The 25,973-nt window shown below is 49.3% G+C and carries 21 protein-coding genes; 17 read left to right on the top strand and 4 right to left on the bottom strand.

The window, feature by feature from the left end; genetic code table 11:
* The first annotated feature begins 174 nt into the window (after positions 1 to 174).
* The 5 genes from RIC19_RS22635 to RIC19_RS22615 all read left to right on the top strand — a co-directional run bounded on the left by RIC19_RS22635 (position 175) and on the right by RIC19_RS22615 (position 5,233).
* The gene (locus tag RIC19_RS22635; protein ID WP_350180656.1) at positions 175 to 417 is read left to right on the top strand and encodes a 4a-hydroxytetrahydrobiopterin dehydratase; all 243 of its coding nucleotides are present in this window, start codon (positions 175 to 177) and stop codon (positions 415 to 417) included.
* A 224-nt stretch (positions 418 to 641) separates the two neighbouring features.
* Entirely contained in the window at positions 642 to 2,189 is a 1,548-nt protein-coding gene (locus RIC19_RS22630) for a hydroxymethylglutaryl-CoA synthase family protein (protein WP_350180655.1), read from the top strand.
* Positions 2,190 to 2,498: 309 nt separating this feature from the next.
* Complete coding sequence (gene modA, locus RIC19_RS22625) at positions 2,499 to 3,320, top strand: molybdate ABC transporter substrate-binding protein (protein WP_350180654.1); 822 nt, start codon at positions 2,499 to 2,501, stop codon at positions 3,318 to 3,320.
* Between the two features lie 200 nt (positions 3,321 to 3,520).
* Positions 3,521 to 4,192, top strand: coding sequence for an MBL fold metallo-hydrolase (locus RIC19_RS22620; RefSeq protein WP_350180653.1), 672 nt, complete (start codon positions 3,521 to 3,523; stop codon positions 4,190 to 4,192).
* Between the two features lie 180 nt (positions 4,193 to 4,372).
* Positions 4,373 to 5,233 carry a DUF695 domain-containing protein gene (locus tag RIC19_RS22615; protein WP_350180652.1) on the top strand — a complete coding sequence of 287 codons (861 nt, stop codon included), beginning with the start codon at positions 4,373 to 4,375 and terminating at the stop codon, positions 5,231 to 5,233.
* 13 nt (positions 5,234 to 5,246) lie between these two features.
* Here the strand turns inward: RIC19_RS22615 and RIC19_RS22610 are convergent, their stop codons facing one another.
* Positions 5,247 to 5,867: an SRPBCC family protein gene (locus RIC19_RS22610; RefSeq protein ID WP_350180651.1), complete on the bottom strand. Its 621-nt coding sequence runs from the start codon at positions 5,865 to 5,867 to the stop codon at positions 5,247 to 5,249.
* A gap of 47 nt (positions 5,868 to 5,914) precedes the next feature.
* Complete coding sequence (locus tag RIC19_RS22605; protein ID WP_350180650.1) at positions 5,915 to 6,733, bottom strand: hypothetical protein; 819 nt, start codon at positions 6,731 to 6,733, stop codon at positions 5,915 to 5,917.
* A gap of 44 nt (positions 6,734 to 6,777) precedes the next feature.
* Here RIC19_RS22605 and RIC19_RS22600 point away from each other — a divergent pair, with 44 nt between their 5' ends.
* Positions 6,778 to 7,455: a Uma2 family endonuclease gene (locus tag RIC19_RS22600; protein ID WP_350180649.1), complete on the top strand. Its 678-nt coding sequence runs from the start codon at positions 6,778 to 6,780 to the stop codon at positions 7,453 to 7,455.
* A 13-nt stretch (positions 7,456 to 7,468) separates the two neighbouring features.
* Here RIC19_RS22600 and RIC19_RS22595 read toward each other — a convergent pair whose 3' ends face one another.
* A complete protein-coding gene (locus RIC19_RS22595; protein WP_350180647.1) occupies positions 7,469 to 7,750 on the bottom strand; it encodes a Uma2 family endonuclease in 282 nt (93 codons plus the stop codon).
* Positions 7,751 to 8,146: 396 nt separating this feature from the next.
* Here RIC19_RS22595 and RIC19_RS22590 point away from each other — a divergent pair, with 396 nt between their 5' ends.
* The 3 genes from RIC19_RS22590 (at position 8,147) to RIC19_RS22580 (ending at position 13,773) form a co-directional block, all read left to right on the top strand.
* Positions 8,147 to 10,696 (top strand): T9SS type A sorting domain-containing protein, encoded by a 2,550-nt coding sequence (locus RIC19_RS22590; protein ID WP_350180646.1) that lies wholly within the window; start codon positions 8,147 to 8,149, stop codon positions 10,694 to 10,696.
* Between the two features lie 97 nt (positions 10,697 to 10,793).
* Positions 10,794 to 11,177, top strand: a complete 384-nt coding sequence (locus tag RIC19_RS22585) for a hypothetical protein (RefSeq protein WP_350180645.1) — start codon at positions 10,794 to 10,796, stop codon at positions 11,175 to 11,177.
* 34 nt (positions 11,178 to 11,211) lie between these two features.
* Positions 11,212 to 13,773, top strand: a complete 2,562-nt coding sequence (locus RIC19_RS22580; RefSeq protein WP_350180644.1) for a TonB-dependent receptor domain-containing protein — start codon at positions 11,212 to 11,214, stop codon at positions 13,771 to 13,773.
* A gap of 46 nt (positions 13,774 to 13,819) precedes the next feature.
* Here the strand turns inward: RIC19_RS22580 and RIC19_RS22575 are convergent, their stop codons facing one another.
* On the bottom strand, positions 13,820 to 14,929 hold the full coding sequence (locus RIC19_RS22575) for an XdhC family protein (RefSeq protein WP_350180643.1): 1,110 nt from the start codon (positions 14,927 to 14,929) through the stop codon (positions 13,820 to 13,822).
* A 200-nt stretch (positions 14,930 to 15,129) separates the two neighbouring features.
* Between RIC19_RS22575 and RIC19_RS22570 the strand changes: the two genes are divergently transcribed.
* From RIC19_RS22570 to RIC19_RS22535, 8 genes are all read left to right on the top strand, one after another.
* Entirely contained in the window at positions 15,130 to 15,588 is a 459-nt protein-coding gene (locus tag RIC19_RS22570) for an SRPBCC family protein (RefSeq protein ID WP_350180642.1), read from the top strand.
* A 62-nt stretch (positions 15,589 to 15,650) separates the two neighbouring features.
* The gene (locus tag RIC19_RS22565) at positions 15,651 to 16,142 is read left to right on the top strand and encodes a (2Fe-2S)-binding protein (RefSeq protein ID WP_350180641.1); all 492 of its coding nucleotides are present in this window, start codon (positions 15,651 to 15,653) and stop codon (positions 16,140 to 16,142) included.
* Entirely contained in the window at positions 16,139 to 18,508 is a 2,370-nt protein-coding gene (locus tag RIC19_RS22560) for a xanthine dehydrogenase family protein molybdopterin-binding subunit (protein ID WP_350180640.1), read from the top strand. Before RIC19_RS22565 ends, RIC19_RS22560 begins: the two co-directional genes overlap by 4 nt.
* A 33-nt stretch (positions 18,509 to 18,541) precedes the next feature.
* A complete protein-coding gene (locus tag RIC19_RS22555) occupies positions 18,542 to 19,396 on the top strand; it encodes an FAD binding domain-containing protein (RefSeq protein ID WP_350180639.1) in 855 nt (284 codons plus the stop codon).
* A gap of 98 nt (positions 19,397 to 19,494) precedes the next feature.
* The gene (locus RIC19_RS22550; RefSeq protein WP_350180669.1) at positions 19,495 to 20,397 is read left to right on the top strand and encodes an AAA family ATPase; all 903 of its coding nucleotides are present in this window, start codon (positions 19,495 to 19,497) and stop codon (positions 20,395 to 20,397) included.
* Positions 20,398 to 20,819: 422 nt separating this feature from the next.
* Positions 20,820 to 22,736, top strand: a complete 1,917-nt coding sequence (locus tag RIC19_RS22545; RefSeq protein ID WP_350180638.1) for an ATP-dependent nuclease — start codon at positions 20,820 to 20,822, stop codon at positions 22,734 to 22,736.
* A 1-nt stretch (position 22,737) separates the two neighbouring features.
* Positions 22,738 to 24,630, top strand: a complete 1,893-nt coding sequence (locus RIC19_RS22540) for an ATP-dependent helicase (RefSeq protein ID WP_350180637.1) — start codon at positions 22,738 to 22,740, stop codon at positions 24,628 to 24,630.
* A gap of 64 nt (positions 24,631 to 24,694) precedes the next feature.
* Entirely contained in the window at positions 24,695 to 25,732 is a 1,038-nt protein-coding gene (locus tag RIC19_RS22535) for a hypothetical protein (RefSeq protein WP_350180636.1), read from the top strand.
* Positions 25,733 to 25,973 lie beyond the last annotated feature (241 nt).

The following is a 25,973-nucleotide window of genomic DNA, read 5'->3' as shown; positions in this document are numbered from 1 at the left end:
CCGGTCCTGGCAAAATATAAGTACACTGCGAACTTCAGGTTTGGCAGCCGTTTGGCACAGCGCCTTGAAAATGCTTCCGGCAACAGATAGAAGCGGGTTGCCAGATTTCTGCTTTTATGCTGAACATTTGACGGCAAACAGGCTTGAATGGGTACATATAAAATCTAGTATATCATGTGGAAAGAAGAAAATGATCAGCTCAAAGCGACGTTTAAGTTCAAAGATTTCACCCAAGCTTTCAGCTTTATGACCGAAGTGGCCTTCCAGGCTGAAAAGCTGCAGCACCACCCCGACTGGCACAATGTGTACAACACCGTAGACTTCGCCCTGAGCACCCACGATGCGGGGAATAAGGTGACGGACAAAGACCGGGACCTGGCAAAAGCTATCGACGGAATTTATGAACGCTTTAAGTAAGCCATTCAAAAAACAGGGCCGCTCCAAACCAAAATGATCCCTTTTTGTTTGAACCCTTGTTTTATTTGGGTTTAAGAGTGTGTTGGGACTTTAGTCTTCCAGTCTGAAACCTTACTTTTCCTAGCCAAAAAAGCCAATCAAACCATCAGACCTGATGCCACACCGGTGTTGAAGCAGCATACTTTCTGCTTACCGGGCATCAAAACCATTAAAATCAAGGGATTATGCATGGAATGAATACGGTAGGCATTGACGATATGGCAGCCTACATCCCCAATCTGTACCTGCCTATTGAAGACTTGGCCAATGCCAGGAACCTGGAGTATGCAAAGCTGAATAAAGGGCTGGGCCTGGCGGCTATGTCCGTACCCGATGCGCATGAAGATGTGGCCACTATGGCAGCTAATGCGGTGCTTGAGCTGCTTCAGCGCAATGAGCTGCAGCCCCGGCAAATCGGCCGCATTTATATGGGCACCGAGAGCGCGCTGGATGGCTCCAAGCCAATGGCTACCTACGTCCTCGATATGCTCAATCAGTACTTCGAGCCTACGCACGGCAAAGATGCATTGCTCAACTGCGATGTAGTAGACATGACCTTCGCCTGCATAGGCGCAGTGGATGCCCTGCAGAATACTCTGGACTGGGTAAAAAGCGGAGAAGACCGTATCGGTATTGTGGTTGGGTCTGATGTAGCCCGGTACGAGCTGAACTCAGGAGGGGAATACACGCAGGGCGCTGGTGCGATCGCGGTCCTGGTTAAGCGGCAGCCTCGCCTGCTGTCACTTGAGGAGCCCTGGGGCGTTGCCTCCCGCCCGGTGCACGATTTCTTCAAACCGGTGCGCCGGTTTTCCAAAAAGCAAATCATAGAAGAGGTGCTTCAGCTGGCCGGAGTCTCCGGTATTGATGCAGAAGCATTGCTGGAAAAGCTGGAGCCCGCACAGGTCAATTCCGTGTTGCACCACCCCGATGCCTATGTGGAAGTGCACCGCGACACCCCGGTGTTCGATGGCCCTTATTCCAATGATTGCTATCAGGAGCGTATTGGCGAGGCGATGCGCCACTATGCACGGCACGCAGGCTTACCGGAAAAAGAACCGGTAACAGACGACTGGCACCGCCTGGTTTTCCACTTGCCTTACGCCTATCAGGCTCGTCGCATGTTTTCGGAAATCTTCCGGGAGGAAAGCCTGAAAAGAGGCGACTGGGAACGCACCGCCAGCTTGATTGGCCAGTCCTGGCCGGAAGCAGGGGCTTTTGATTCGACAGCGGCCTACCAAAAAGCAGTGGCCGGCTACCTGCGCGCAGTGACGAAGACAGACCGGTACCGGAAATTTGTGGCGGAAAAGATTGAAAAAGGAGAGCGGGCGTCTTCACTGGTAGGCAACCTCTACACGTCTTCACTATTTCTGGGCCTGATGAGTACACTCGAAGCCGACCTGCAGGAAAATCAATCGCTGACGGGCAAAAAAATCGGATTTTTCGCCTACGGCAGCGGCTCTAAGTCTAAGGTGTTCGCGGCTACAGTAAGCGAGCATTGGAAAACTGTGGCCGGGCACTTTGAGCTGGGCACAAGGCTGGAGCAGCGGCAGGCACTCGACTACGCTACTTACGAGGCGCTGCACCGGGGGCAAAAAACGGAAAGCGTACAGCAGCCGGAAGGCACATTTTTCCTCAAAGGAGTTGTCCGGGAGCCTGGTGTTCAGGAAGGAGCCCGGTCTTACGGCTGGCAACCTGCCGTAAAGGCATCGGTCTCAATAGCAACGCAGGCGTAAACGCCGGGCAGGGTTGAGGGGCTTCTGCCTTTTCGGGCAACAGCCGATTCTGCTGTTGCCGATGGAGGGCGTACGCTCTTCCAGGCAGGTTCAGCTAATGGGCCGGTGGCGGTTGGAGCCGATCGGGCCTAATTGTTTTCTGCGTCCAAAGCCCAGGGAGACCGTGCGGTTTGGGCATGCGCCATTCCCGGGCGGGTGGAGCAACGCTCAGACTGTAAGAGCTTATGGGGATTTTGCTTTTGGAGCGAACGCCGCCAGAAGTAAAATCCCCATAAGCTCTAATGTTATTTGATACGGACAAACACAACTATGATGAAGTGCATAAAGTATTTTCTCTGTTGGGGCGTTGCCGCTCTGCTCAGTGCCTGTGGCAGCCCCGCAGGCGAATCCGCCAAAGGTGAAACTCAGTCGGAACCGCCTGTGAAAATTACCGTCGCGACTGCTGCTAATTTGCAGTTTGCGATGGAAGAGTTAGTCCAGGAATTTGAAGACCAAACCCAGATTAAAGCCGAAACGGTCGTGAGTTCCTCGGGAAAGCTAACTGCTCAAATTCTTGAGGGTGCCCCTTACGACCTGCTCGTCTCCGCCAATATGAAGTACCCCAACTATTTGATTGAACAAAATGAGGCGGCAGGCGGCGTCAAGGTCTATGCCTACGGAACACTGGTAGCCTGGAGCCTGTCTAAAACCAACCTGGAGGTATCGCCGGAATACCTACTCGGCGATGATGTGGTCAAAGTGGCTATTGCCAACCCAAGGAATGCGCCCTACGGTGAACAGGCCATCCGCTACTTTGAGCACTACGGGGTGCTGGATGAAGTGGAGCCCAAGCTGGTCTACGGCGAAAGCATTGCACAGACCAATCAATACATCATCTCTAAAGCGGTAGATGTAGGCCTAACAGCAAAATCGGTGGTCCTTTCTCCCGAAATGAAAGGCAAAGGCTATTGGTTGGAGCTGCCCGGAGATAGCTACTCCCCCATTGAGCAGGGCGTCGTCATCACCCGGTACGGCAGTACGCACCACTCTAAAGAAAGCCTGACTTTCTTTACCTTTTTGTTTTCGGAAGCGGCGAGAGCTATCTTTGAAAAATATGGCTATAATTTACCTGAGCAGGCATCAACTCAGTAGACTTGATGCGCCGGGTCAGTGCAGTGGGAAGGAAAGAGCCATTTTAACCCTGTAATGATCCCCGACGCATTAAGCGCTAATAAAAAACAGGGACTATCGAAAAGCGTATTACCTTACTGGGCACAGGCACATCACAGGGCGTACCGGTCATTGGGTGTGATTGTGACGTGTGCCAGTCTGCCGACCCCAAAGACAAACGTTTGCGGACGGCTGCTCTCATACAGGTTGGCGATAAGCATATTGCCGTCGACTGCGGTCCGGACTTCCGGGCGCAGATGCTTCGGGCGGGTATCAGCCGGCTGGACGCTATTCTGATCACCCATCAGCACAATGACCACATCATTGGATTAGACGACGTGCGGCCCTTCAATTTCCGCAATGATATGGATATGCCCGTATTCTGCACTGTCGCTGTTGAAGCGGAGCTGAAGCAGCGCTTCGCCTACATTTTTGAAACACAAAACCGCTACCCGGGCGCACCACAGGTACAGCTGCGGCGGATTTCCAAGGCGAGCCCGTTTGAAGTGGAAGGGCAGGTGGTCAGGCCGGTAGAGCTAATGCATGGGCGTATGCCGGTGCTGGGCTTCCGGTTGGGTGGCTTCGCTTACCTGACGGATGTCAGGACCATTGCGCCGGAGGAGTTTGCAAAGGTCAAAAACCTCGACACCCTGGTTTTGAGTGCACTCCACCACAGCGAGCATCATTCCCACCTCAATCTGAAACAGGCCCTCGCCCTGATCGAACAGCTATCGCCCCGGCAGGCGTACCTGATCCACATGAGCCACCGGATGGGCCTGCATCAGGAGGTTTCCCAAAAACTGCCCGAAAATGTAGCACTTGGCTACGATGGGCTTACCTTTACGGTAGACTAAGAGCGTGCTGGGACTTTGGTCTTCTAGTTGAAAGCTAGCAGTTTTTTGGGTTAGACGAGGTACGAAAACCGGAGTATAGCCTGAGTTGGATAGCCTGTCCCGCAGTTTGCGGGAAGGATTTTCGGGACGAAGTATAAGCAGACCGATTACTAAAGTTTCAACACGCTATAAAATAAAGATATGAGATATTTGAATAGGTTACTGCTGGGACTGGTGCTGCTCGTATGGAGTTGTGGCGATGTGGGCCCGCAACAACAAAAGAGCGAGGCGCCTCCTCTGCCCGCGCACGAAGAACGCTGGTCTGTATTTTTGCGGCAGCAGGCAAACGGCCCGCAGGTGATCACGGTCGATCAGGGCTGGTCGGAGCAAGCCCCGCTGGAGACCCACCCACGGCTGCTGGAGGTGATTGTCAAAGCGGAGGAGACGCTGCCCACCGGATTCCCAACCGAAGCCGAAACAAAGATGGCTAATGAGTTGCAGGGTCAGCTCTTGCAAAAGCTGGAGCGGGGTAATTTTGGGGTCTTTGCAGGGAGTATGGTCGTGCCCGGAGAAAAACGGCTGTATTTCTACCTCCGCGCCGAGCCCGAGGCAGATGCATTGGCGCAGGAAGTTGTAACCGCCTACACCAAACGAGAGGTAGAGGCGAAGATTGCCCCTGACGAAACCTGGGCAACCTACAGTACGCAACTCTTCCCCAGGGAGCAGGAGCAGGCAGAAATCAATAACGATGGCGTGCTGATCCGCCTGCAGGAAGCGGGAGACCCCCTGTCGCAGCCCCGCCCAATTGAGCACTGGGCGTACTTCAAGTCCACCAAAGCCCGGAGTGTTTTCCGGGACTCACTGGAGCGCTATCGCTTCGAGCCTATCGGTTATGATACTCTGGATCAGGCGGGTATGCCCTATGGTATCCATTTTATGCGGCAGGATAGCATTCATTCCCCATACATCCATGATCTGACCTGGGGGCTCACCGAGCTGGCAGAAGAACTGGGCGGTGCCTACGATGGGTGGGAAACCATTGTGGTGAAGCCCCAAAAATAAGAACTTGTTGGGATCAAAGTTGCTCCGCCACTTCCCGGAAACCTTCCATCGTCCGCATCATATTCGACCTTACGATGGGGTCTGTGATGAAGCGCGGGATAGAGGAGGCTTTGGTGGTTTGTATAAAGTAATGGACTTCCGTTTGGCCATTGCCCAGCTCCTGGAATTCCCACCGGCCAGACAGGCCCGTGATGCGCTCAATGCCGTCTTTTACCGGGTAGTTTTTCAGGACCACCGACTCGAAGCGGATGGTGGTTAGCCCAACCGTGCCCGCTACCTGCCGGTAAGCGATGGTACAGTCATGGTCGCGGGCCGGCCAGGGCAGACCGTAGTGCACGTAAGCGTACCAGTGGCGCTCATGCTGACCGGGAAAGGACCGGACTTCATCCACCCGACGCATCCATTTTCCGGCTTGTTGCTCTTCGCGCAGGGTACGCAGGAGGGCAGAGGCGCCTGCTTTTACTTTCAGTACGGTTTTGAGCTCCCGGTAGGCATTACCTTCGGCGGTTTTGTGCCAGCGTTCATAGAGTTGGATGCCGCTTTCTTCATCAACGAGCTCGAAGGAGGAAGCTGGGACAACGGCAGGCGTGGCCCAGGCAAGGCTACAGCTGAAAAAGAGGAGTAGGAAAGGCATAGAATAGATTGGATTAAAAAATTAAGGTACGCTTTTTACGGCCTAATTCACAATTGAATGTGGATGTGGTCATCGTGGCGGACCGCAGCGCAGCCGTGGAAACGGATTTTTCCTTGCCCTTGCAGCCTCAGCCTGGTTTTCAAATGAGGCTCGAGGAAGATTTTGCCTATTGCAGGATGCTGGGCCAGGCGAAGGAGCAGCTGCCGGTTTAGTGAAGCGGAAAAATCAAGACTCTTGTCTTGCTGCGCAAATCGGGATAATAAACTGTACTGCCAATAACCCCGACCCTCACAATTCGCTGGCTGATCATACTCCCCTGCTTTTGGTGCTTCCAGGTAGCCGTAGCCGAGCCAGGAAGGGCTGCCCCGCAGGAGTTTGCCCGTTGCCGGGTTTTCATAAATAAATGCCAGGTCCAATTTACCGCCGTTATCGTGGCTGCGGTGGGGCAGTAGCGGGAAACCATCGAAAAACGGGAAGTTGGCATCCAAATAAAATAGGGTGACGGAAGTATTCATTTGATTGGCGACATCCAATGTGGCTTCGAGCAGTGCGGATTTGACATAATGCCGGTTAGCTATCACAAAAAAGTAGTTGGCTGGCTTGAGGGCCGCTTCGGAAAAGACCGGCAAAGGCACGCGCCCGTTCAATCGGGCAAGGGGTGGCACAAGCAGCAGGCTGCCAGCAGTGTAGACCGCCGCGAAGGCGAGTAATCGGTACCCAAGAGCATGCCACTTATCAGGCACCCGCTGGCTAATCTGCCACCGGATGAGCTGATAAAGCAGATAGAGTACCCCTCCGACCTGGGTGAGTACGGTAAGGATGAGAAAAAGGGCGGCCCGGCGCAGGAACGTTTTGAAAACATTCAACGTTAAAATATTTGCTTATCTTGATAAGGTAAACTATTAACCATATGGTCGAATTGAATATTGTGGATGAACTCATGCAAAGCCCGGAAGCCCCAATCATTGCTTCCGAACTTCAGCAACGTTTACGCAAGGAACAAGAAAAGCGGCAGGCTTTTTATGATTCTCTTTCAGCAGAAGAAAGCAAAGTGGAGTTCATTAATGGAGAGATCGTGGTACAATCTCCTGTAAAAAGGCATCATGGTCTCATCAGTGGTAACATTTATTCGATGATTAAGACTTTTGTGATAAAAAACGGATTAGGGGAAGTATTTTTCGAGAAAGCCATGATCCGCCTCACCCGCAATGACTACGAACCAGATATTTGCTACTTTGATACCGCACAAGTCGCTGAATTCAACGAAGAGACCAGCTTGTTCCCGGCTCCACGGCTGGTGGTGGAAGTGCTCTCCCCAAAAACAGAGGGGCGTGACCGGGGTGTCAAGTTTCAAGACTATGCTTATCATGCTATACCTGAGTACTGGATCGTCGATCCCCGGGAACGGACTTTAGAGCAGTACCTGTTGCCCCAAGGCGATACGACCTACCAGCTTCACAAAAAATCGAATAACGGGGACGTAGAAGTGCAAGCCCTGCCAGGTCTAAGCCTACCCATTCCTGCCTTTTTTGATGAGCGGAAGGCCCAGACGGAAGTGGAGCGCTTACTAACTGCAACACCTAAGTAGATGGTTCAGGAGGTTACCCGGCGCTCTCCCGCTGGAAGATTTCAGTAGCCGGTAGCTCAAAATCAGGGAGTGCCGGCGCTGCACTGCAGATATCATTTCCCTTACAAACTTTCATCACCTCCAGTGCCTGCCCTTTGTAGACATGCACTTCCCCGTGATTGGGCAGAATATGCCAAACGATTTGAACGCCAGCCGCCCGGTAATCCTGCATTTTTCCGACTACTGTGTTCATCTCATCGTGGTTCGAGATGACCTCAATCACAAAGGCGGGGACCTCATATTCCCCTTCTGCCAAAGCATTGATTTGGACATCTGCCCTTGGAACTTGAGGCGCATAAAAAAATTAAGCAGGTTGTTGAGGATGTAGAGCTGCGCAGCACTGGGGGTTCGTTCTACCGTACCATTCAGCCATTCGTGGGTATACCCATCTTCCCGGCTGAGGTACTCCCGCTGGAAGGCTTCCCAGGTAATCGCTGCCTCAGGTTGTGAGAACGGTGCAGATGTGTCTACAACGCGGTACTGGAAGCCGCCCTGCCCTCAATCGCTCTTTTGTAATACATCATTTGCGCATTTGGCTGACATAACGGGAGCAATAATTGCCAAAAGCTTGCATTATTGCTATTTTGAGTATCAAAACCTACGTCACCAAAGGTTTTGTGCAGCTACGCAAAGCCACAGAAAACCATCAACTATGCGTCATCTATACCTATCCCTGCTCTGTTCCTTTCTTGTTCCTCATCTTGCTTTTGCTCAACCTTTCACAGAAGTTTTGCCTCCCAAAACGATTGACGGCGTCACTGAAGGGCAGGCCCTGTTTCTCGATGTGGATAATGATGGGCATATGGATTTACTCTTCAATGGCTTATTAACGGAAACCCAACTCTATATCAATGATGGTACAGGCCAATTGACTGAGGATACGGAGATCCCCTTCACGGATGTAATTTGGGGCAGCATTGCGCATGCCGACGTGGATGGGGATGATGATCAGGATATTTTTATATCCGGACAGGCCGGAGGCGCTTCAAGGGTTTCCGAGCTGTATATCAATGATGGAATGGGCGGCTTTTCCAAGTCGGCAGAAAATACATTCAAAGGGGTTTCCGGCAGTTCTGTATTTTTCGGGGATATAGATCAGGATGGGGATCAGGACCTCCTGGTTTCCGGAAAAGACACCTTGAACAACTATTCTAATCAGGTTTATCAAAACGACGGGAACGGTGTTTTCAGCCCGCTAAGCACCTCCTTTGAAAGTATGGAAAGCTGGGCTGTGGCGCTATGCGACATTGACAACGATGACAATCTCGACGTGCTGATCAGCAATAGCCAGGGAAGTGCCTTGTTTACCAATGATGGTACCGGTCAGTTTAATGAGGATTCGATGGTCCTTTTTCCAGGCATTTTGTACAGCCGGTTGGCTTTTTCAGATCTGGACAACGATGGAGATGTGGATTTTTTGATCTCCGGTACTAATTCCGCAGGAGATAAAGAATCCAGATTGTACACCAATACCGGGAGCGGGCAGTTTGAAGTACTTCAGAACTCACCCTTTGAAGACTGGCGTGCTTATGCAGCGACTTTCTTTGACGCAGATGGCGATGGAGACCTCGACCTCTTGATTGGAGGGATCAACGGGGCATCAGAATCCGTCACCACATTATTCCTTTACGAAGAAAACGAAGGCTTCACCGAGATGCCTGCCATAGGCAAGGGAGCTGATATACTAGCCACTGCAGATATCACGGGAGACAGCACCATTGATGTATTCATAGGTGGCAACGGTAGTGAAACTGGAGACCTGGAACCCTTTTCGGATCTATTCACGAATGATGGTACAGGCCAATTGACCAAAATCCCGTCCTCCTTATTTGAGCAGGCAGGCTCTAATGCTATGGAGTTTGCAGATTTTGACGGCGATGGAGATAAAGATTTGATACTGACAGGGTGTGAGGGAGCCTCCGTGGCAGGAATCTACTTAAACGATGGCACCGGCCATTTTTCACTGCAGGCGGATATGCCTTTACCTGGCATCTGCAATGGTGATTTGAAGGTATCCGATTTCGATATGGATGGCGATCAGGATGTCTTCCTGATTGGTAATAGCAGTGGTCAGCTCTCAGTGGCAAAAATGTACCTCAACGATGGATCCGGGAACTTTGAGGAGCTGTCAGGCACCCATTTTCCCGGCTTGAACTGGTCTACAGTAACCAGCTCGGACGTAGATGGAGACGGGGATGAGGATATGCTTATCACCGGGGAAAATAGCTTGTACTTACCCGTTACAATATTCTATAGGAACGATGGCGGTGGGAGCTACACTGAACTAACAGATATCCCTTTCGAAGGGGTGGATAGAGGTGACGCACAATTTTTCGATATTGACAATGACGGAGATCAGGACCTCTTGATTTCAGGGCGGACTTCCTTAGCTATTGATGGCCGAATATCAAAATTGTATAAAAACGACGGAGCAGGTCATTTCACCCTTCCAGACAACACTCCATTTGAGCCCGTATACCAAAGTGCTATGGATTTCTCAGATATCGATAACGATGGGGATCAGGACCTACTCATAGCAGGGACGAATGCTGACTATCCATTTGGCATATCCAAATTATACAGGAACGACGGCACAGGCCACTTCACAGAAGTCCAGGACACCCCTTTCAAAGGGGTTAAATCCGGGTCAGTGGTTTTTGCTGATGTAGATAATGATGGCGATGAAGACCTGTTGCTTACCGGCACCTATGGACTACCGCCCAACCCAACGACAGATTTGTACCTCAATGATGGAATGGGGAATTTTGAAGAATATCCGTACCCACCTTTTGAAGATGTAAATTACGGCGTTGCCAAAGCAGCAGACATTGATGGCGATGGAGACCTTGATGTCATGGTTGCCGGCCTGAATAAGTCCGGTAAGCCCATCTCCAAACTCTATATAAATAACAGCTCTCCCACAGGGACCTCTGAAAAAACAGATACAGCAATTGACTTTCTCCTATTCCCCAACCCGGCGCTTAACGGGAAGGTGACACTGGCCTTCAAAGGCGGAGGCACTGAACAGGCTATGGTCAATATGCTGGACCTTCAAGGCAGACTGCTCCGGCAGTATAGGGTTCCCGATGGAAGTGCCCCCCGCGAAGCAACGCTTAATCTTGACGGGCTTCCGGCAGGGATTTACCTGATTCAATTAATTGCAGGAGGTAAAGCAGGCGTGCAAAAGCTGGTGAAATGGTAAGCAAGGGCAGCTCAGGCCAGGATCCTGCATCCCATACTGTTGTCGCTGTGCAGGTCGGCACTTGCCTCCCACCCCAATTATCCATACCTTTGCGCCTGTGAAAAGCACATTCGCCATACTACTCGCCATATTCGTGACCTGGTCTGCCCTGCAGCCTTGTCAGGACGGGCACGTGCCGGAAGAAACCCGGGAAGCTTGTCCGATGGTAGTGGCGAATAGTAACACTCATCACTGCTGTGCAGCGGAAGCCCCGCCTAAGGAAGACTCCGATGGATGCGGTGATGAGCACGGTGCAGACGGGTGCAGCGCCTTCTGTTCCTGTCAGTGCTGTGGTACGGTCTTTTTACAAATCCTCCCTGAGCACCGCGCCGTCGAATGGTCCCCCATTGCACGCGCCGAGCTTGCCTACCTGCCCGAATCCGGGCGCGAATTCCCTCAACTCATCTGGCAACCGCCGCCCTTTGGTCTTGACATGGGATAACTGAATTAACTAACTGTCAAGACTGAAAATACTTATGAATAAGCTTTCTGCAGGACTGCTGGGCACCGCCCTGTTCGTCCTCACTTCTATCCATCTGCATGCACAGGCCGGTGACACCCTTCAGCTTTGGGTAGACGGCATCTGCGGCATGTGCAAAGACCGTATTGAAGATGCGGTCTACCAGGTACCCGGTGTGGCTTTCGCCGAATGGGAGATCGACTCCCGCACCCTTACCATCACCAAAAGCCCTGAGCCGCTGGATGAAAATCAATTGCATCAGCAAATCGCCAGTGTAGGCCATGACACCCGCCGCATCAAAGCGACGGATGATGCCTACGAGGCCCTCCACGGCTGCTGCAAATACCGGGATGCGGCCATCGTGGCACAGCATGAAGGCGGAAAATTAAAAGAAGAAGAACATCACGACCATCTCCACGGGTACGTTTACGAGCGGGGCAAAGGCCAAAAACGCATCCCCCTTGTTGGCGCTAATGTGCGCTGGCTGGGCAGCCCGGAAGGAGCAGTTACCAATGCCGATGGATTCTTTGAGCTCGAAGGCGCGGAGGAATACGAACAGGTGGTCGTCAGCTACGTGGGCTTTGCTACGGATACCGTTACCATTAATCAGGAAGGCACGGTTCAACTGGTACTTGCCGATGCTGTGAATTTGAATACGGTAGAAGTTACCCGCCGCCGCCGCTCTACCGAGGTGTCCTTTATCGAGCCGGTCAAAGTGCAGCGCATTGGTGAAGACGAATTGGCGAAAGCCGCCTGCTGTAACCTCAGCGAGAGCTTTGAGACCACCCCTTCGGTGGACGTAGGCTTTACGGATGCCGTCACGGGCACCCGGCAAATTCAAATGCTCGGTCTGGCCAGCCCTTATGTGCAAATCACCCGGGAGAATATGCCGGATGTGCGCGGGCTAGCCTCCATGCACGGTATGGAGTATACCCCCGGTGCCTGGATTGATGGCATCATGCTGAATATGGGTACCGGTTCTGTTGTGAACGGGTACGAAGCCATTGCCGGGCAGATCAACGTAGAGCTCCATAAGCCGGAGGAGGGCGAACGCCTCTACCTCAACCTGTTTGCCAACGCCATGCAGCGTTTTGAGGGTAACCTCAGCCTGCGCCACTCGCTGAGCGAAAATGCACACACCGGGCTGCTGCTCCACGGTAAGCACCAAAAGGGGCGCTTCGACCAAAACGGGGATGGCTTTCTGGACAATCCGCTCTCGGAAGCCCTGATCGGCGTACACCGCTGGCGCTTCATGGGCAAAAACGGCTGGATGGGGCAGTTCGGCATCAAAGGGACCCTCCTGGAATCAACCGGTGGGCAGTTCGACTTCGAGCGGGGACCGTCCGAGGATACCGACCTTTGGGGCTCCACCCACGATGCCCGCCGTGCTGAAGCCTGGGTAAAGGTGGGAAAGGTATTCCCCAACCGCCCCTACGCGAGTATGGGGCTGCAGCTTTCCGGCAATATCCACCATCAGGAATCCACCTTCGGCAACCGGTCCTACGATGGCGATCAGGAAAGCTTCTACGCCAACTGGATTTACAAAACCATCATCACCGATACCCGCCACCAAATCAAAACGGGGGCAAGCTGGCAGTGGGACCACTACGATGAGGTCTTTGAAGGGCAGATGTTTGATCGTATCGAATCGGTGCCCGGCGTATTCGGGGAGTACACCTGGACCGGACGGGAGGATTTTACGCTGGTCGCCGGCTTACGGGCGGACTACCACAATCTTTTTGGCGCTTTCGTGACGCCCCGCCTTCACCTCAAGTACAACTTCAGCGAAACGGCAGTCCTGCGGGCTACTGCCGGCCGTGGGCAGCGTACCGCCAACATCCTGATTGAGCAGATTGGCGGCATGGCTTCCAACCGCGCCTTCATTATCGAAGGCGATGGCTCAGACCGGCCCTACGGGCTGGACCAGGAAATCGCCTGGAACTTCGGGCTCAACTACGCTCAGGAGTTCATCTGGGGCGGGCGGCAGGCCTTGCTGAGCCTTGATGTTTACCACACCCGCTTTCAACAGCAGATTGTGGCCGACTTTGATGCCGATCCACAGGCGTTATTCTTTTACAATCTGGATGGGAACTCCTTCTCCAACAGCCTGCAGGCACAGCTGGACTATGAGATATTCACCCGATTTGACGTCCGCCTGGCCTACCGTTTCAATGATGTGCGGGTAGACTACCGCAGTGAGCAGTTACAAAAACCACTAATCGCCCGGCACCGCGCCTTTCTCAACACCGCCTACGAAACGGAGAGCGGCTGGGCATTCGATGCCACCCTCAACTGGCAGGGGCAAAAACGCCTGCCCAGCACTACGGCTAATCCGGAAGAATACCGGCTGGAGGCCGCATCCCCCGACTTTTTCCTGCTGAGCGGGCAGGTCACAAAGTCTTGGAAAGACGGGTTGTTCGAGCTCTACCTGGGCGGTGAGAACCTCCTCAATTTCCGGCAGGATAACCCTATACTGGGCAGCGATGACCCCTTCGGCACTTACTTCGACGCCTCTATGGTATGGGGCCCCATCTTTGGGCGCAACCTGTATGCCGGCATGCGGTATAAGATTCCGTAACGAAAAGATACCCTGGGTACTGCTTTTTGAAGTACCCGGGGTTTCCTCACATTCGCTCATGTATGGTCCCTGGCCGATGCTTGAGAAAGCCACCCTGCCGGCCGCTAAAGTACGCCCTGATCTCTGCCAGAACGGACAGCGCAATCTCTTCCGGCGACAGTGCACCGATATCCAAACCCACCGGGCTGTGGAGGCGTTCCTGATCGCGTTCGGAAAGCGTGATGCCCTCCTCTGCCAGTTCATCCAGCATTTTGTCGGTGCGCTTGCGGGGGCCGAGCATACCGATGTAGGGCACCTCGGTTTGCAGGAGGCGCCGAAGGTTGTTCAGGTCGGTTTTATAATCGTGCGCCATGAGGATGCAGGCCGTGTATGCGTCTACTTCCACCGGATCGTCTTTGGCTTTGACCTCATCTGCCTGCTGGAAGATGGAGCGGCTTAGCTTGTGCGGATTGGCATAGACCGTCACGTGGCGGCCCAGGTCTTTCGCCAGTTGCGCCATTGGGAAGACATCGTAGTTGCCACCGAAGAGCAGCAGGCGTATAGTGGGCGTCAGAAATTCGATGAAGGCGCTGAACGAGCCGCCGCCATTCAGCTCATAGTGCCCGGTGATGGACTTTTGCTTTTCCAGCGCCGCCTCCACATCCGTTTGCAGGGTAATTAGGGGTGCGCCTTGCGGCAAAATGGCTTTGAACTGCTCTGCGCTTTTGTACCGGAACATCCGCCCGGGGTGTAATTCCTCCGGCCCCTCTTCATTATGTGAGATGGTAATAAGAATATTTGGCTGCCGCTCATCTGTGCACTGCCGCAGCACCTCCAGGGCATTATCGGGCTCGTCTTTGAGCGGGGCGATGAGCACATCAATGATCCCATTGCAGCCCAGGCCCACACCAATCGACTGCGCGTCATCATCGGTGGTATCATAGGTGACCAGGGAGGGTTTGTCCTGAAACATGGCCAGTTGGGCTTTGCGTAAAGCATCCCCTTCCAGGCAGCCTCCGCTGATGCCTCCAATCCAGTTGCCATCTTCCATCACCAACATTCGGGCTCCGGCCCGGCGGTAGGAAGAGCCTTCCACCCGCACTACAGTAGCGAGAGCCAGTTTTTGGTTGCGGCCCAGTTCGTCATAGGTTTTGATAATTGACTTGATTTCTTTCATAGCAGGGTTTCGACAGCTTTTTTTGATTCACAAATACTAACAAATAACTAGTATGCTTTGGTTTTTCTTGTCAATATTTGATTGAGCCCACAAAAAACCAATTTTTATTCTTAATTATTTACCAAAATAGCACTTAAATTCATAACTTTAGATCGCTTGTAAAAGGATAAACCGATAAACGATAAACGACAAACACACCCATGCATCTTAAAGGATCACACCACTTCAATGCGCCAGCTCACCAAATTTTCCAAATGCTAATGGACGCGGACACGCTTGCGCGGATCACACCGGGGGTCTCTGAGCTCGAAGAAACCGGGCAGGATACTTACAAGGCGATCGCCAATGTCAAAATGGGCCCGGTTAGTGGTTCTTTCTCCGGCAACCTGGAAGTCGCCGAAAAACAGGAGCCGGAAAGCTTCGTTCTTAAGATTCAGCAAAACAGCAAAATCGGTAACGTAGCCGCAGACGTGAAAATTGACCTGGAGGAGACCGGTGCGGATACGACTACGCTTTCTTTTGATGGCAAGGCCCGCCTTTCCGGCTTGCTCGCCCGCACCGGGCAGCGCGTCCTCTCCGGCGTAGCCAATACCTTAAGCAAACAGTTTTTTAAAGCACTGGAGGAAGAGCTGGAGAACCCGGCGCATCAGCCCGCCTGATGACGCGAAAAGCTCTGAACTACCGGATATATTTCCAATTGATCAAAAATTCTGAATACCCTATGCCGACTAAAATCACCATGACGGTCAACGGGCAGTCTGTCACTAAGGAAGTAGATGCACGCACACTGCTGGTGCAATTCCTACGTGATACGCTGCAACTGACCGGCACCCACGTAGGTTGCGATACCAGCAACTGTGGAGCCTGTACTATTCTCGTAGACGGTAACGCCGTCAAATCCTGCACTATGCTTGCCGTTCAGGCCGATGGCTCCGAAGTCACCACTATCGAAGGGCTTTCGCAAAATGGAGAAATGCACCCCCTACAGGAAGGCTTCCGCGAAGAGCATGGCCTGCAATGCGGCTTTTGTACGCCTGGCATGATCATGTCTGCCGTAGACTTGCTGGAGCGCAACCCCAACCCTTCCGAGCAGGAAATCCGCGAAGGGCTGGAGGGCAACTTCTGCCGCTGCACCGGCTACCATAACATCGTACGCTCCATTCAGTACGCTGCCAAAAAAATTAACGAACCGAAAAAAGCTGTCGCATCATGACCAATTATATAGGCAAGGCCGTCAAGCGCGTTGAGGACAAACGTTTCCTCACGGGCAAGGGCCGCTACACTGATGATATCGTGCTGCCGGGCATGTTGTACGCTTACATCGTACGCAGCCCCTACGCGCACGCCAAAATCAACAACCTAGACACGAGCCGGGCCGAAAAAATGGACGGTGTCGTCAAGATTTATACCGGAAAGGATATCGCCGAATCCGGTATAAATGGCATCCCTACCGGCTGGCAGGTGAACTTCAAAAACGGCGACACCATGAAGGAACCGCCCCACCCGCTGCTCGTGGCCGACAAAGCCCGTTACATGGGCGACGGCGTGGCCGTGGTGATTGCCGAAAGCAAAGAGGAAGCCCGGGACGCTGCCGATGAAATTGACGTCGACTGGGAAGAATTGCCCGCTGTGGCAAATGCCAAAAAGGCAACCGAAGCGGGCGCCCCGCTTGTCCACGATGAAGCCCCGGATAATATCTGCTTCGACTGGGAACTGGGCAACCCCAAAGAGGAGGTCGACAAAGCCATGGGGCAGGCGCATCACGTAACGACCCTGGAGTTTACCAATCAGCGGGTGATCCCGAATGCGATGGAGACCCGTTCTGCTATCGGGCAGTACGAAGAAGCGACCGGAAAATATACCCTGTACACGACTTCCCAAAATCCACACCTGACACGGCTCCTGCTCTGCGCTTTCGTGCTGGGCATCCCTGAGCACCGCGTACGCGTGGTTGCCCCGGATGTAGGCGGTGGCTTTGGCAGCAAAATCTTCCATTATGCTGAGGAGGCACTCATGATCTGGTGCTCCGAACGCCTGAAGCGCCCGGTAAAGTGGACTTCCGACCGCAGTGAAGCCTTCATGACGGATGCGCACGGCCGTGACCATATTTCCAAAGCCGAAATGGGTTTCGATAAAGAAGGTAATGTGCTGGCACTACGGGTCAAGACCCACGCCAACCTTGGTGCTTACCTGTCCACTTTCGCCCCCTGTGTGCCCACATGGCTGCACGGTACGCTGATGCAAGGCCTGTACGTTACGCCTAAGATCAATGTGGATGTCACGGGCGTCTTCACGAATACCGTCATGGTGGATGCTTACCGTGGTGCGGGCCGACCGGAAGCGACTTATCTCTTAGAACGACTGATGGACACCGCGGCCCTGGAAATGGATATGGACCCGGCCGAACTGCGTTTCAAAAATTTCATCCCGCCCTTTGATGGGGTGGAGCAGCCGGGGTATCAGACCCAGGTGGCCCTGCAGTACGACAGCGGTGATTACCATGCTGTGCTCAAACGTGCCCTGGAGATGGTAGGCTATGAGAAGTTCCGCAAGGAGCAGGCCGAAGCCCGCAAGGAGGGCAAGCTATTGGGCATCGGGTTCTCTACCTATATCGAAGCCTGCGGTATTGCACCATCTGCGGTAGTGGGCGCGCTGGGCGCTCGTGCCGGCTTGTACGAAGTCGGACAGGTACGCGTCCAACCGACCGGTAAAGTCAGCGTATTCACCGGGGCACACTCCCACGGGCAGGGGCACGAAACGACCTTTGCACAAGTGGTAGCCGACCGCCTGGGTATTCCACTCGACGATGTAGAGATCATACACGGCGATTCTGACTCTGTAGCCTTCGGTATGGGCACTTACGGGTCGCGTAGCCTGGCAGTAGGTGGCAGTGCTATCGTGAAGAGCCTGGATAAGATCATCGAGAAAGGCGCTAAAATTGCCGCCCATAAACTGGAAGCCTCCGAGGAAGACCTGGAGTTTGCAGAAGGAAAGTGGACGGTGAAGGGTACCGATAAAAGCGTTGGCTTTGGAGATGTGGCCCTGACGGCCTACGTCCCCCACGATTATCCGGAAGGGGTAGAGCCTGGTTTGGACTTCTCGAGCTTTTACGACCCCGCCAACTTTACCTATCCCTATGGCGCCCACGTGGCGATTGTGGAAGTCGACAAAGATACCGGGCAGACCAAGCTCAAGCGCTTCATTGCGGTAGATGACGTGGGCAACGTCATCAACCCCATGATTGTGGATGGTCAAATCCACGGAGGACTGGCACAGGGTATCGGTCAAGCCCTCTTCGAAGGCGCGATGTACGATGAAGACGCACAGCTCATCAACGGTTCCTATATGGACTACACCATGCCGCGGGCCGATGACCTGCCGAGCTTCGAAATCGACCGTACCGTGACGCCCTGCCCCCATAATCCACTGGGTGTGAAAGGCGCAGGGGAAGCGGGCTGCATCGGTTCCACACCGGCCGTCGTAAACGCTGTAATGGACGCTCTGAAACCTTTCGGGATCAAAAAAGACCTGGAGATGCCCCTAACGCCCGAGCGCGTATGGCGGCATATGCAGAGCTAACCTATTGTCAGAATTTCAAACTCAATAACAACCATGGTAACCAATAAATTTGATTACATCCGCGCCGAGTCCGTCGACGACGCCATCACTCTGATGGTGCAGCACGGCATGGACGCCAAATTGCTGGCAGGGGGGCACAGCCTCATCCCTGCCATGAAGCTGCGGCTCAATGCGCCCGGCGTACTCATCGATATCCGCAAAATTCAGGAGTTGCGCTACATCAAAAAAGATGGCAACAACCTGGTCATCGGTGCTGGTGCGACCCACCACGATGTGGCTACGTCCGAGCTAGCCCACCAAACCTACAGCATGCTGCCGGAAGCCGCTGACCTTATCGGCGATCAACAGGTACGTAATATGGGCACAATCGGTGGCAGCCTCGCTCATGCCGACCCTGCAGCCGACTGGCCCGGGGTCATGATTGCAGTCGGGGCTTCCATCCACCTCAAAGGGCCGGATGGAGCACGCAGCGTGCCCGCTGAAGACTTCTTTACCGGATTTTATATGACTGATTTACGGGAAAATGAGCTGCTGACAGCGATCAGTATCCCTCTTCCACCCGAGGGCACGCGCAGTGCCTATCAGAAATTTATGCAGCCAGCTTCCCGCTTTGCGATTGTCGGTGCTGCCGCTTCCGTAACGGTCAAAGGCGGAAAAATAGAGCGCGTGAAGGTGGGCATCAATGGCCTGGCCGATGCCGCTTTTGCTGCCGGCAATATTGAAAAAGCCCTTTTGGGTAAAGCGCCCACAGAGGCGAATATCGATGCAGCTGTAGAAGGCACCGGAGCGGATGCGATGGTCATGGCCGACCACTTCGCTTCTGAAGCGTACCGTTTACATTTGGCGAAAGTCTATGCCAAACGGGCATTGATGGCCGCTACGCAATAGCCACTTTTCAAAGTAGTGTATGAAACTTGAATGATTGGAGACTGCCGGGTGGTGATGCCGCCCGGCAGTACTGTTTAACCGAACCTTTCCACGCCGTTATGATCAAAAACGAGGGCTTACAGCGCATTCAGCAAATGCTTTACGAGCAGGGTTACATTACGGAACCGTCCATCGTCATGTCCGTATTCCTGGCCAAGGAACTCCGCAAACCCCTGCTCATCGAAGGGCCGGCCGGAGTAGGCAAAACGGAGATTGCCAAAGTGATGAGCCGCGCGCTCGACACCGACCTCATCCGCCTGCAGTGCTACGAAGGGCTTGATGCCACCCACGCCATCTACGAATGGAACTATCAGCAGCAGCTCCTCCACTTAAAAATGGACGAGCAAAGCGGCAAAACCCTGGAGGAAAAAGAACGCGATATCTTCAGCGAACGCTTTCTGCTCAAGCGCCCCCTGCTGCAAGCCATCACCCACCACAAAGCCCCGGTTTTGCTGATCGATGAAATTGACCGGGCCGATGAAGAGTTCGAGAGCTTCCTGCTCGAAGTCCTCTCCGACTGGCAGATCAGCATACCGGAAATCGGTACGATCAAAGCCAGCCACATCCCGCAGGTAATTGTCACAAGCAACCGGGTGCGGGAGCTGTCTGAGGCCCTGCGCCGCCGTTGCCTCTACCTTTACATTTCCTACCCCGAATTTGAAAAAGAACTACAGATTGTTCGCAACAAAGTGCCGGGCATAGATAGCGACCTGAGCCGCCAAATCTGCGCCTTCATGCAGGAGGTCCGCCAAATGCGCCTGGAGAAAATACCCGGCATCGCTGAAACGCTCGATTGGGCGATGGCGCTTTCCGCCCTACATATCGACCACCTCGATAAGCGCATCGTGGAGTCTACCCTGGGCATTGTCCTGAAGGACTGGCAGGATATCCGGCATGCTCAGGATTCGCTTTCGGAGCTGTTTGAGAAGGTAGGGGCGATTTCGAAGTTGGAGGATTTGTGAGGAGGGGGGTAGAGCTTGTTGGGATGGTGTTCAGCGGACGGTTGGAGCAATCTTTGCGTTGCCACTCCGTGATTTTCAAAGGCAGCTATGGCCTGGGCAGGAGGTCGAAATCTTGATTTGTTTTTAAAACGACAATGTTTTATCTTACGGGAGTTTGAAAACCAATTGGGCTCCGTACATCAGTCGGCTAATCCGGAATAGTACGGCGTGGTTCTGATTTTATAGCCCGAGAGGTGCCTGACTTTGACGCTCTGAGTAGTTATTACCCGTTTACAAACGGTTATAATCGTTTGTAAACGGATGATAGGCTGTAATAGGTTGATTATCAGGTTATTAATTTGTGGAGGGGGGTGTGTGGGTAGATGTATGAAATGGGGGGGATGTTCGTATATATCCTAGTTCTGCGAAATCAAATATTAATAATGATTCTAATTGATAAAGTTCGAGTTCAAAATTTCAGATCTTTGAAAAATTTTGAAATTGATTTAGAAAGATTGACAGTTTTGGTCGGGATGAATAATTCTGGAAAAACAACTTTTCTAAGAAGTATAAACTTGGTTTTTGGCGCTAATAAATTTCAACCTACTCGAGATGACTTGTTTATAGATTCAGAAGGTAATCAACCAGAAAATTATTTTAATATAGATGTCAGAGTTATCCCCGTTAATGAAAAAGATATCCGTAAAGCAGAATTCGATGCAGAATGGCTGAGCGTTTTTGGAAATGAGATAAAGGTTGACGAAGAAGGTGATTTTTTTGCTGTTCGGTATAAAGTCAGATTTTCAGGTAGAGGTGATAGGTATAAGAGTTCAATGTATACTATTTCTGATTGGAATAATGTCACTGAAAACGAAGATGATATATTAGGTGTCACAATAGGTGAAGCTATAAGCCTTTATTATATAGATGCACAAAGGGACTTAAGCCACGATGTTAAATTGAGACACAGTTATTTTGGAAAATTGGCATCGCAAGTAAATGATAGCTTTGACGAAGCCAGTGCTAATAAGATAATCGAAGAGATTAAAAAATTAAACGAAACGGCAATCGACAAATCGGAGGTTTTAAAACATCTTCAAACGCGCTTAGCTAAATTGAATAGCACTTCTGGAAATGAAGATGGAGGAGTGTCTATAAGCCCTTTCTCAACTAATGTTAGAGATTTGCATAAGGGTATGAAAGTAAATTATCAAGATGGGAAATCTGATAAATTTAGTCTAGAGTACCATGGTATGGGTACGAGAAGTTGGGCATCTCTATTATCTTTTAAAGCGTTCACTTCTTGGGAGATAGGAAGCAAAAGATCACAAGGTGAAGCATATTTTCCAATTTTAGCACTTGAAGAGCCCGAAGCTCATCTACATCCTAATGCTCAAAGAACCCTTTACAAGCAGTTGAGTGAAGTAGGTGGTCAAAAAATTGTGAGCACTCATTCACCTTACGTAGTTGCACAGGCAAAATTAGAGCAACTGAGACATTTACATAAACCTGAAGATTGTTGCAGAGTTAGTAAGTTTGAGTTTACAGAGCCAGAAGAATTGCGCATTGGAGAATTATTGAAAGAAATCGAAGATATTGGTGGGACTGAAATAAACAGGAAGAATAGACCAATTATCGAACGATTAAAAAACTCTAAGAGAGGTAAACTAACCAAAGAAGACAAACGAAAAATTGAAAGAGAAATTATAAATTCTCGTGGGGAAATATTATTCGCAAAGATGCTCATACTGTTTGAAGGTGAGACTGAAGAACAAGCAATTCCTTTGTTATTTAAGGAATATTTTGATGGTCAAGATGCATTTGATTTTGGAATTTCTTTAGTTGGTGTCGGTGGGAAGTCTAATTATGGATCTTTTTTGAAGTTGGCGAAGTATCTTGATATTCCTTTTTTCATTCTTAGTGATGGTGATGAAAACACGGAGCAAGAAGTTGTAGCTCAAGTTTCAAATGAGTACGACGAGTATGAAAACCGTATTTTCGTTTTGGATACATATGATTTTGAAGAATATCTCATTAAAGATTCTTTTCAAGAAGTTCTTATATCAGGAATAAACAAGTGTAGAGGTTCAAATTATTTTCCTGATGCTTATTGTAATGAGCAGCACGGTCAGAAAAGAAAAGGAGGTGAAGTCAAAGTTTACCTAAAAGATGACGGTACGATTGATGCTTCTTCAATAGATCAAGCTTTATTAGATTGCCTTCATAGTAGTAAGACTGAATTTGCTCCATATATTGCAACTGAGATTTTGACGAGTAGAGATGATAATAATAAGTGTAGATTACCTACTAAAGTCGTTGAACTCTTCGCAGAGGTTAGGGCTAAAATCGTAATTGAATAATATGGAAAATCTTTCTAAGGAGCAGTCAAACATAGTTTCATACAATAATTTTGAGGGTGCTTTACTTGTGCAAGCAGCAGCAGGAAGTGGGAAGACTCGGATTTTGACAGAACGAGTTCGAAGATTATTGACAGATATAGATGACAAGTTCTTTTCAGTTCTTTGCTTAACATTTACAAATAAGGCCGCTGAAGAAATGAAAGAAAGGCTGCACAATGTTCCTAAAATTAGAGAAAGAGCATTTATAGGAACTTTCCATGAATTTTGTCTAGGTCAAATTTTAATAAAGCAAAAGATAGAATTAGGATTTACAGAAATCCCACATATATTCGATGATAACGATAAAAGGAAAGTACTCGAAAATATTTTTTTAACTAACGACATTTTTACTGAAGATTATGTTGGTCTTGAACCGAAAGAACAACAGAGAAGAATTGACGGGTTTTTAAAAGTTATATCAGAGGCTAAAAGAAACCTTATTACAGAATCTGATTTAGGAACTCTGAATTGGTCTGACAAAAGGAAAAGACTTTATCGTGAATATAATGATCGTATGTTTAACCAGTCAGCGATGGATTATGACGATATTCTTTTGTACGCTTATAGAATCCTAACTGAACGGCCGAGGATATCATCCTTGTATAGAAGAAGATACAAATATATATTAGTTGACGAAGCACAAGACCTAAACTATTCTCAATATCAAATTTTGAAAGCATTGTGTGGTAATTCTCACAACAACATAGTTATGGTAGGAGATCCAAATCAAGCAATATATTCATTTAATGGTTCTTCGATAAAATATATGCAAGAGTATTTTATAAAGGATTTCGCAGCAGTTAAATTAGAAATACAAAAAAATTACAGATCTTCGGATTCGGTTTTGTCTTTAGCTAAGCATATTAAAAATAATGTAGAAATTGGGAATAATTTTTTCAAGGGAAAGGTTGAAATCGTTATTGCTAATAACGAAAGTGAAGAAGCTAAATCTATCGTTTCAATTATTAAAGAGTACATTTCTAGGGGGATTTACTCAGAGAAAGAAGTCACAATTCCAATATCCTATTCAGATATAGCTGTAATTGCTAGAAATAGATATATTTTTAAGCACTTACAAAATGTGTTAGATAGCGACGATGAGTTAGCGGCTAATTACCATTTACGTCAAGGAAATTCAAATTTCAAGTACGAGTCCAAGTACATTAACCTTTTTGATTTAGGGTTAAGATTAATTGTAAACCCTTCTGATGTTGTTCACCTTAGACAGATTTGCAAGGATATTTATACTAAGTTTGATGTTGATCTAGATAGGCGTGATTTACTATTAAATATAAACCAGTTTTGTAAAAATAACGCCTATAAAGAATTTGCACTTAATCAACTTGTACTAAGTTGGAAAACTATAATTGAACATCCTAATAGACTGCATGTCGTCATAACCGATATGAAAAAGAGTTTTTTAAGTTCTGAATTGTCAGGACCTGAACAACTTAAAATTGATTATGATTTAGACCAAATAGCTACTAAATGGACAAATTTCCAGAAAGCTACTAACCCTAAACAGCATAATGTATCTAATTTCAGACATTACTTGGCATTAAACAGTAGTAATGATAATGGAAATGGTGTGACATTGTCAACAATTCATGCTTCAAAGGGACTAGAGTTTGAAGTAGTAATATTGATGGGGCTTAACGAAGGAGTTTTACCCAGTTATAGAGCAAAGACAAATAGGGAAATTGAAGAAGAAAGGAATACTGCTTATGTAGCAGTTACACGAGCAAAGAAGTGTATTCATATGACATATCCTATTGAACGACTAATGCCCTGGGGAGATGTTAAAAAACAAACTCCTTCAAGGTTTATAAAAAATTATTCGCAGAACAATGGCTAGCCGACAATACTCCGCTGCGCTGCGTACTGCGGCTAGCCGGGCCGTTGTCTGTAATTAAAAAAATATGGATATAAATTTAATATATATGATACTTGGAGTAATAGCCACAGTTTTAGTTGGTTATTGGGGTATCAAGTATACGGCAAATCATAAAGCAATTACTAACCTTCTGTTTTTTGAAAACGGATGCATCTCTTTATTTAAAACAGTTGTTAAGGATTTGGCAGAAGTTGAAATAAAATATAAGGGAAAAAAGATAGATGAGAATTTACTGATATACAAAGGAACTTTTTTTAATTCAGGTAATACAGACATTGATAAATCAATTATTCACCAACCATTAAAAGTTACATTACCCGAAAATTTTGAGTGGAAAAAAGTCATAATCATTGACCAATCTAAAGATGTAAATATTATCCTTGACTATAACGAAAGTGAGGCGACATTTAATTGGGATATACTCAAAGAAAATGAATACTTCACATTTGACTCTGTAATAGAATACAAGCCTCAACCAAATACGGACAAAAGTAAAGATACTGTTATTCTTGATATTACAAGACACTTAACAAGAAGAATTAAATTTAGTCACAGGATAACCAATTTGAAATCGGTAGAAAAGGAAGATTTACCTACAAAGCCTGCAAGCAGATTTGAATTTGCCTTTTTAGTTATTTACTTATTGGGATTTGTATGTTTAGGGCTTTATTTGTCTGCTGGTCAATTTATTTATCCAAACTACAATGTTGCATATGAAGTTAAAATGGATACAACAGAAATTTATTCATCAATAGAAGCTCAGAATAAAAATGAAATTAAACTATTGGATGATGAGGAAAGTGAAGTAATAAGAAGAATAGATGCATCAAATGAAATTGGGCTTACAGGAAAGTTGAAGACGGTTAAAAAAGACCTTTCGTATTGGGGATTAATTGGTGGTGGATTATTAGCATCGCTAACACTTTTTGTGTTCATTTTAATGGTTTATAGCCATTTTAAGGATAAAGCTCTTTACAAAAAGGTGAAATTGATAGCTGATAAATATGATGATAAAACATTTACGAGGGCAAAGTCTTCAAGGATATTATTCCCATTTGATTAAGAACTACAGACAACACAGTGCAGCCGACAATACTCCGCTGCGCTGCGTACTGCGGCTGCACGTTCCCGTTGAACAAAACCAGCCCATTTTTCACTCATAATCTACTGTATTTCAATATATTAAGTCTGTTTTTTCTTTAGTTTTGGGTCATTGAAAACACCAAAAACAAAGAAGATGAGTACGCACCGGGAGTATTTGCAGCAACTACAAGACTGGATGGAGCTGCGCAACTACAGCGCGG

It is taken from the genome of Phaeodactylibacter sp., from assembly GCF_040219495.1.
Lineage (GTDB): Bacteria > Bacteroidota > Bacteroidia > Chitinophagales > Saprospiraceae > Phaeodactylibacter.
This window is presented reverse-complemented; position numbering and strand designations above follow the sequence as displayed.

Excerpts from the sequence above, each read along its gene's own strand:
- RIC19_RS22635 (WP_350180656.1), top strand. The coding sequence starts at position 175 with ATGTGGAAAGAAGAAAATGATCAGCTCAAAGCGACGTTTAAGTTCAAA.
- RIC19_RS22630 (WP_350180655.1), top strand. The coding sequence starts at position 642 with ATGCATGGAATGAATACGGTAGGCATTGACGATATGGCAGCCTACATC.
- modA (WP_350180654.1), top strand. The coding sequence starts at position 2,499 with ATGATGAAGTGCATAAAGTATTTTCTCTGTTGGGGCGTTGCCGCTCTG.
- RIC19_RS22615 (WP_350180652.1), top strand. The coding sequence starts at position 4,373 with ATGAGATATTTGAATAGGTTACTGCTGGGACTGGTGCTGCTCGTATGG.
- RIC19_RS22610 (WP_350180651.1), bottom strand. The coding sequence starts at position 5,867 with ATGCCTTTCCTACTCCTCTTTTTCAGCTGTAGCCTTGCCTGGGCCACG.
- RIC19_RS22600 (WP_350180649.1), top strand. The coding sequence starts at position 6,778 with ATGGTCGAATTGAATATTGTGGATGAACTCATGCAAAGCCCGGAAGCC.
- RIC19_RS22590 (WP_350180646.1), top strand. The coding sequence starts at position 8,147 with ATGCGTCATCTATACCTATCCCTGCTCTGTTCCTTTCTTGTTCCTCAT.
- RIC19_RS22580 (WP_350180644.1), top strand. The coding sequence starts at position 11,212 with ATGAATAAGCTTTCTGCAGGACTGCTGGGCACCGCCCTGTTCGTCCTC.
- RIC19_RS22575 (WP_350180643.1), bottom strand. The coding sequence starts at position 14,929 with ATGAAAGAAATCAAGTCAATTATCAAAACCTATGACGAACTGGGCCGC.
- RIC19_RS22570 (WP_350180642.1), top strand. The coding sequence starts at position 15,130 with ATGCATCTTAAAGGATCACACCACTTCAATGCGCCAGCTCACCAAATT.
- RIC19_RS22565 (WP_350180641.1), top strand. The coding sequence starts at position 15,651 with ATGCCGACTAAAATCACCATGACGGTCAACGGGCAGTCTGTCACTAAG.
- RIC19_RS22560 (WP_350180640.1), top strand. The coding sequence starts at position 16,139 with ATGACCAATTATATAGGCAAGGCCGTCAAGCGCGTTGAGGACAAACGT.
- RIC19_RS22555 (WP_350180639.1), top strand. The coding sequence starts at position 18,542 with ATGGTAACCAATAAATTTGATTACATCCGCGCCGAGTCCGTCGACGAC.
- RIC19_RS22550 (WP_350180669.1), top strand. The coding sequence starts at position 19,495 with ATGATCAAAAACGAGGGCTTACAGCGCATTCAGCAAATGCTTTACGAG.
- RIC19_RS22545 (WP_350180638.1), top strand. The coding sequence starts at position 20,820 with ATGATTCTAATTGATAAAGTTCGAGTTCAAAATTTCAGATCTTTGAAA.
- RIC19_RS22540 (WP_350180637.1), top strand. The coding sequence starts at position 22,738 with ATGGAAAATCTTTCTAAGGAGCAGTCAAACATAGTTTCATACAATAAT.
- RIC19_RS22535 (WP_350180636.1), top strand. The coding sequence starts at position 24,695 with ATGGATATAAATTTAATATATATGATACTTGGAGTAATAGCCACAGTT.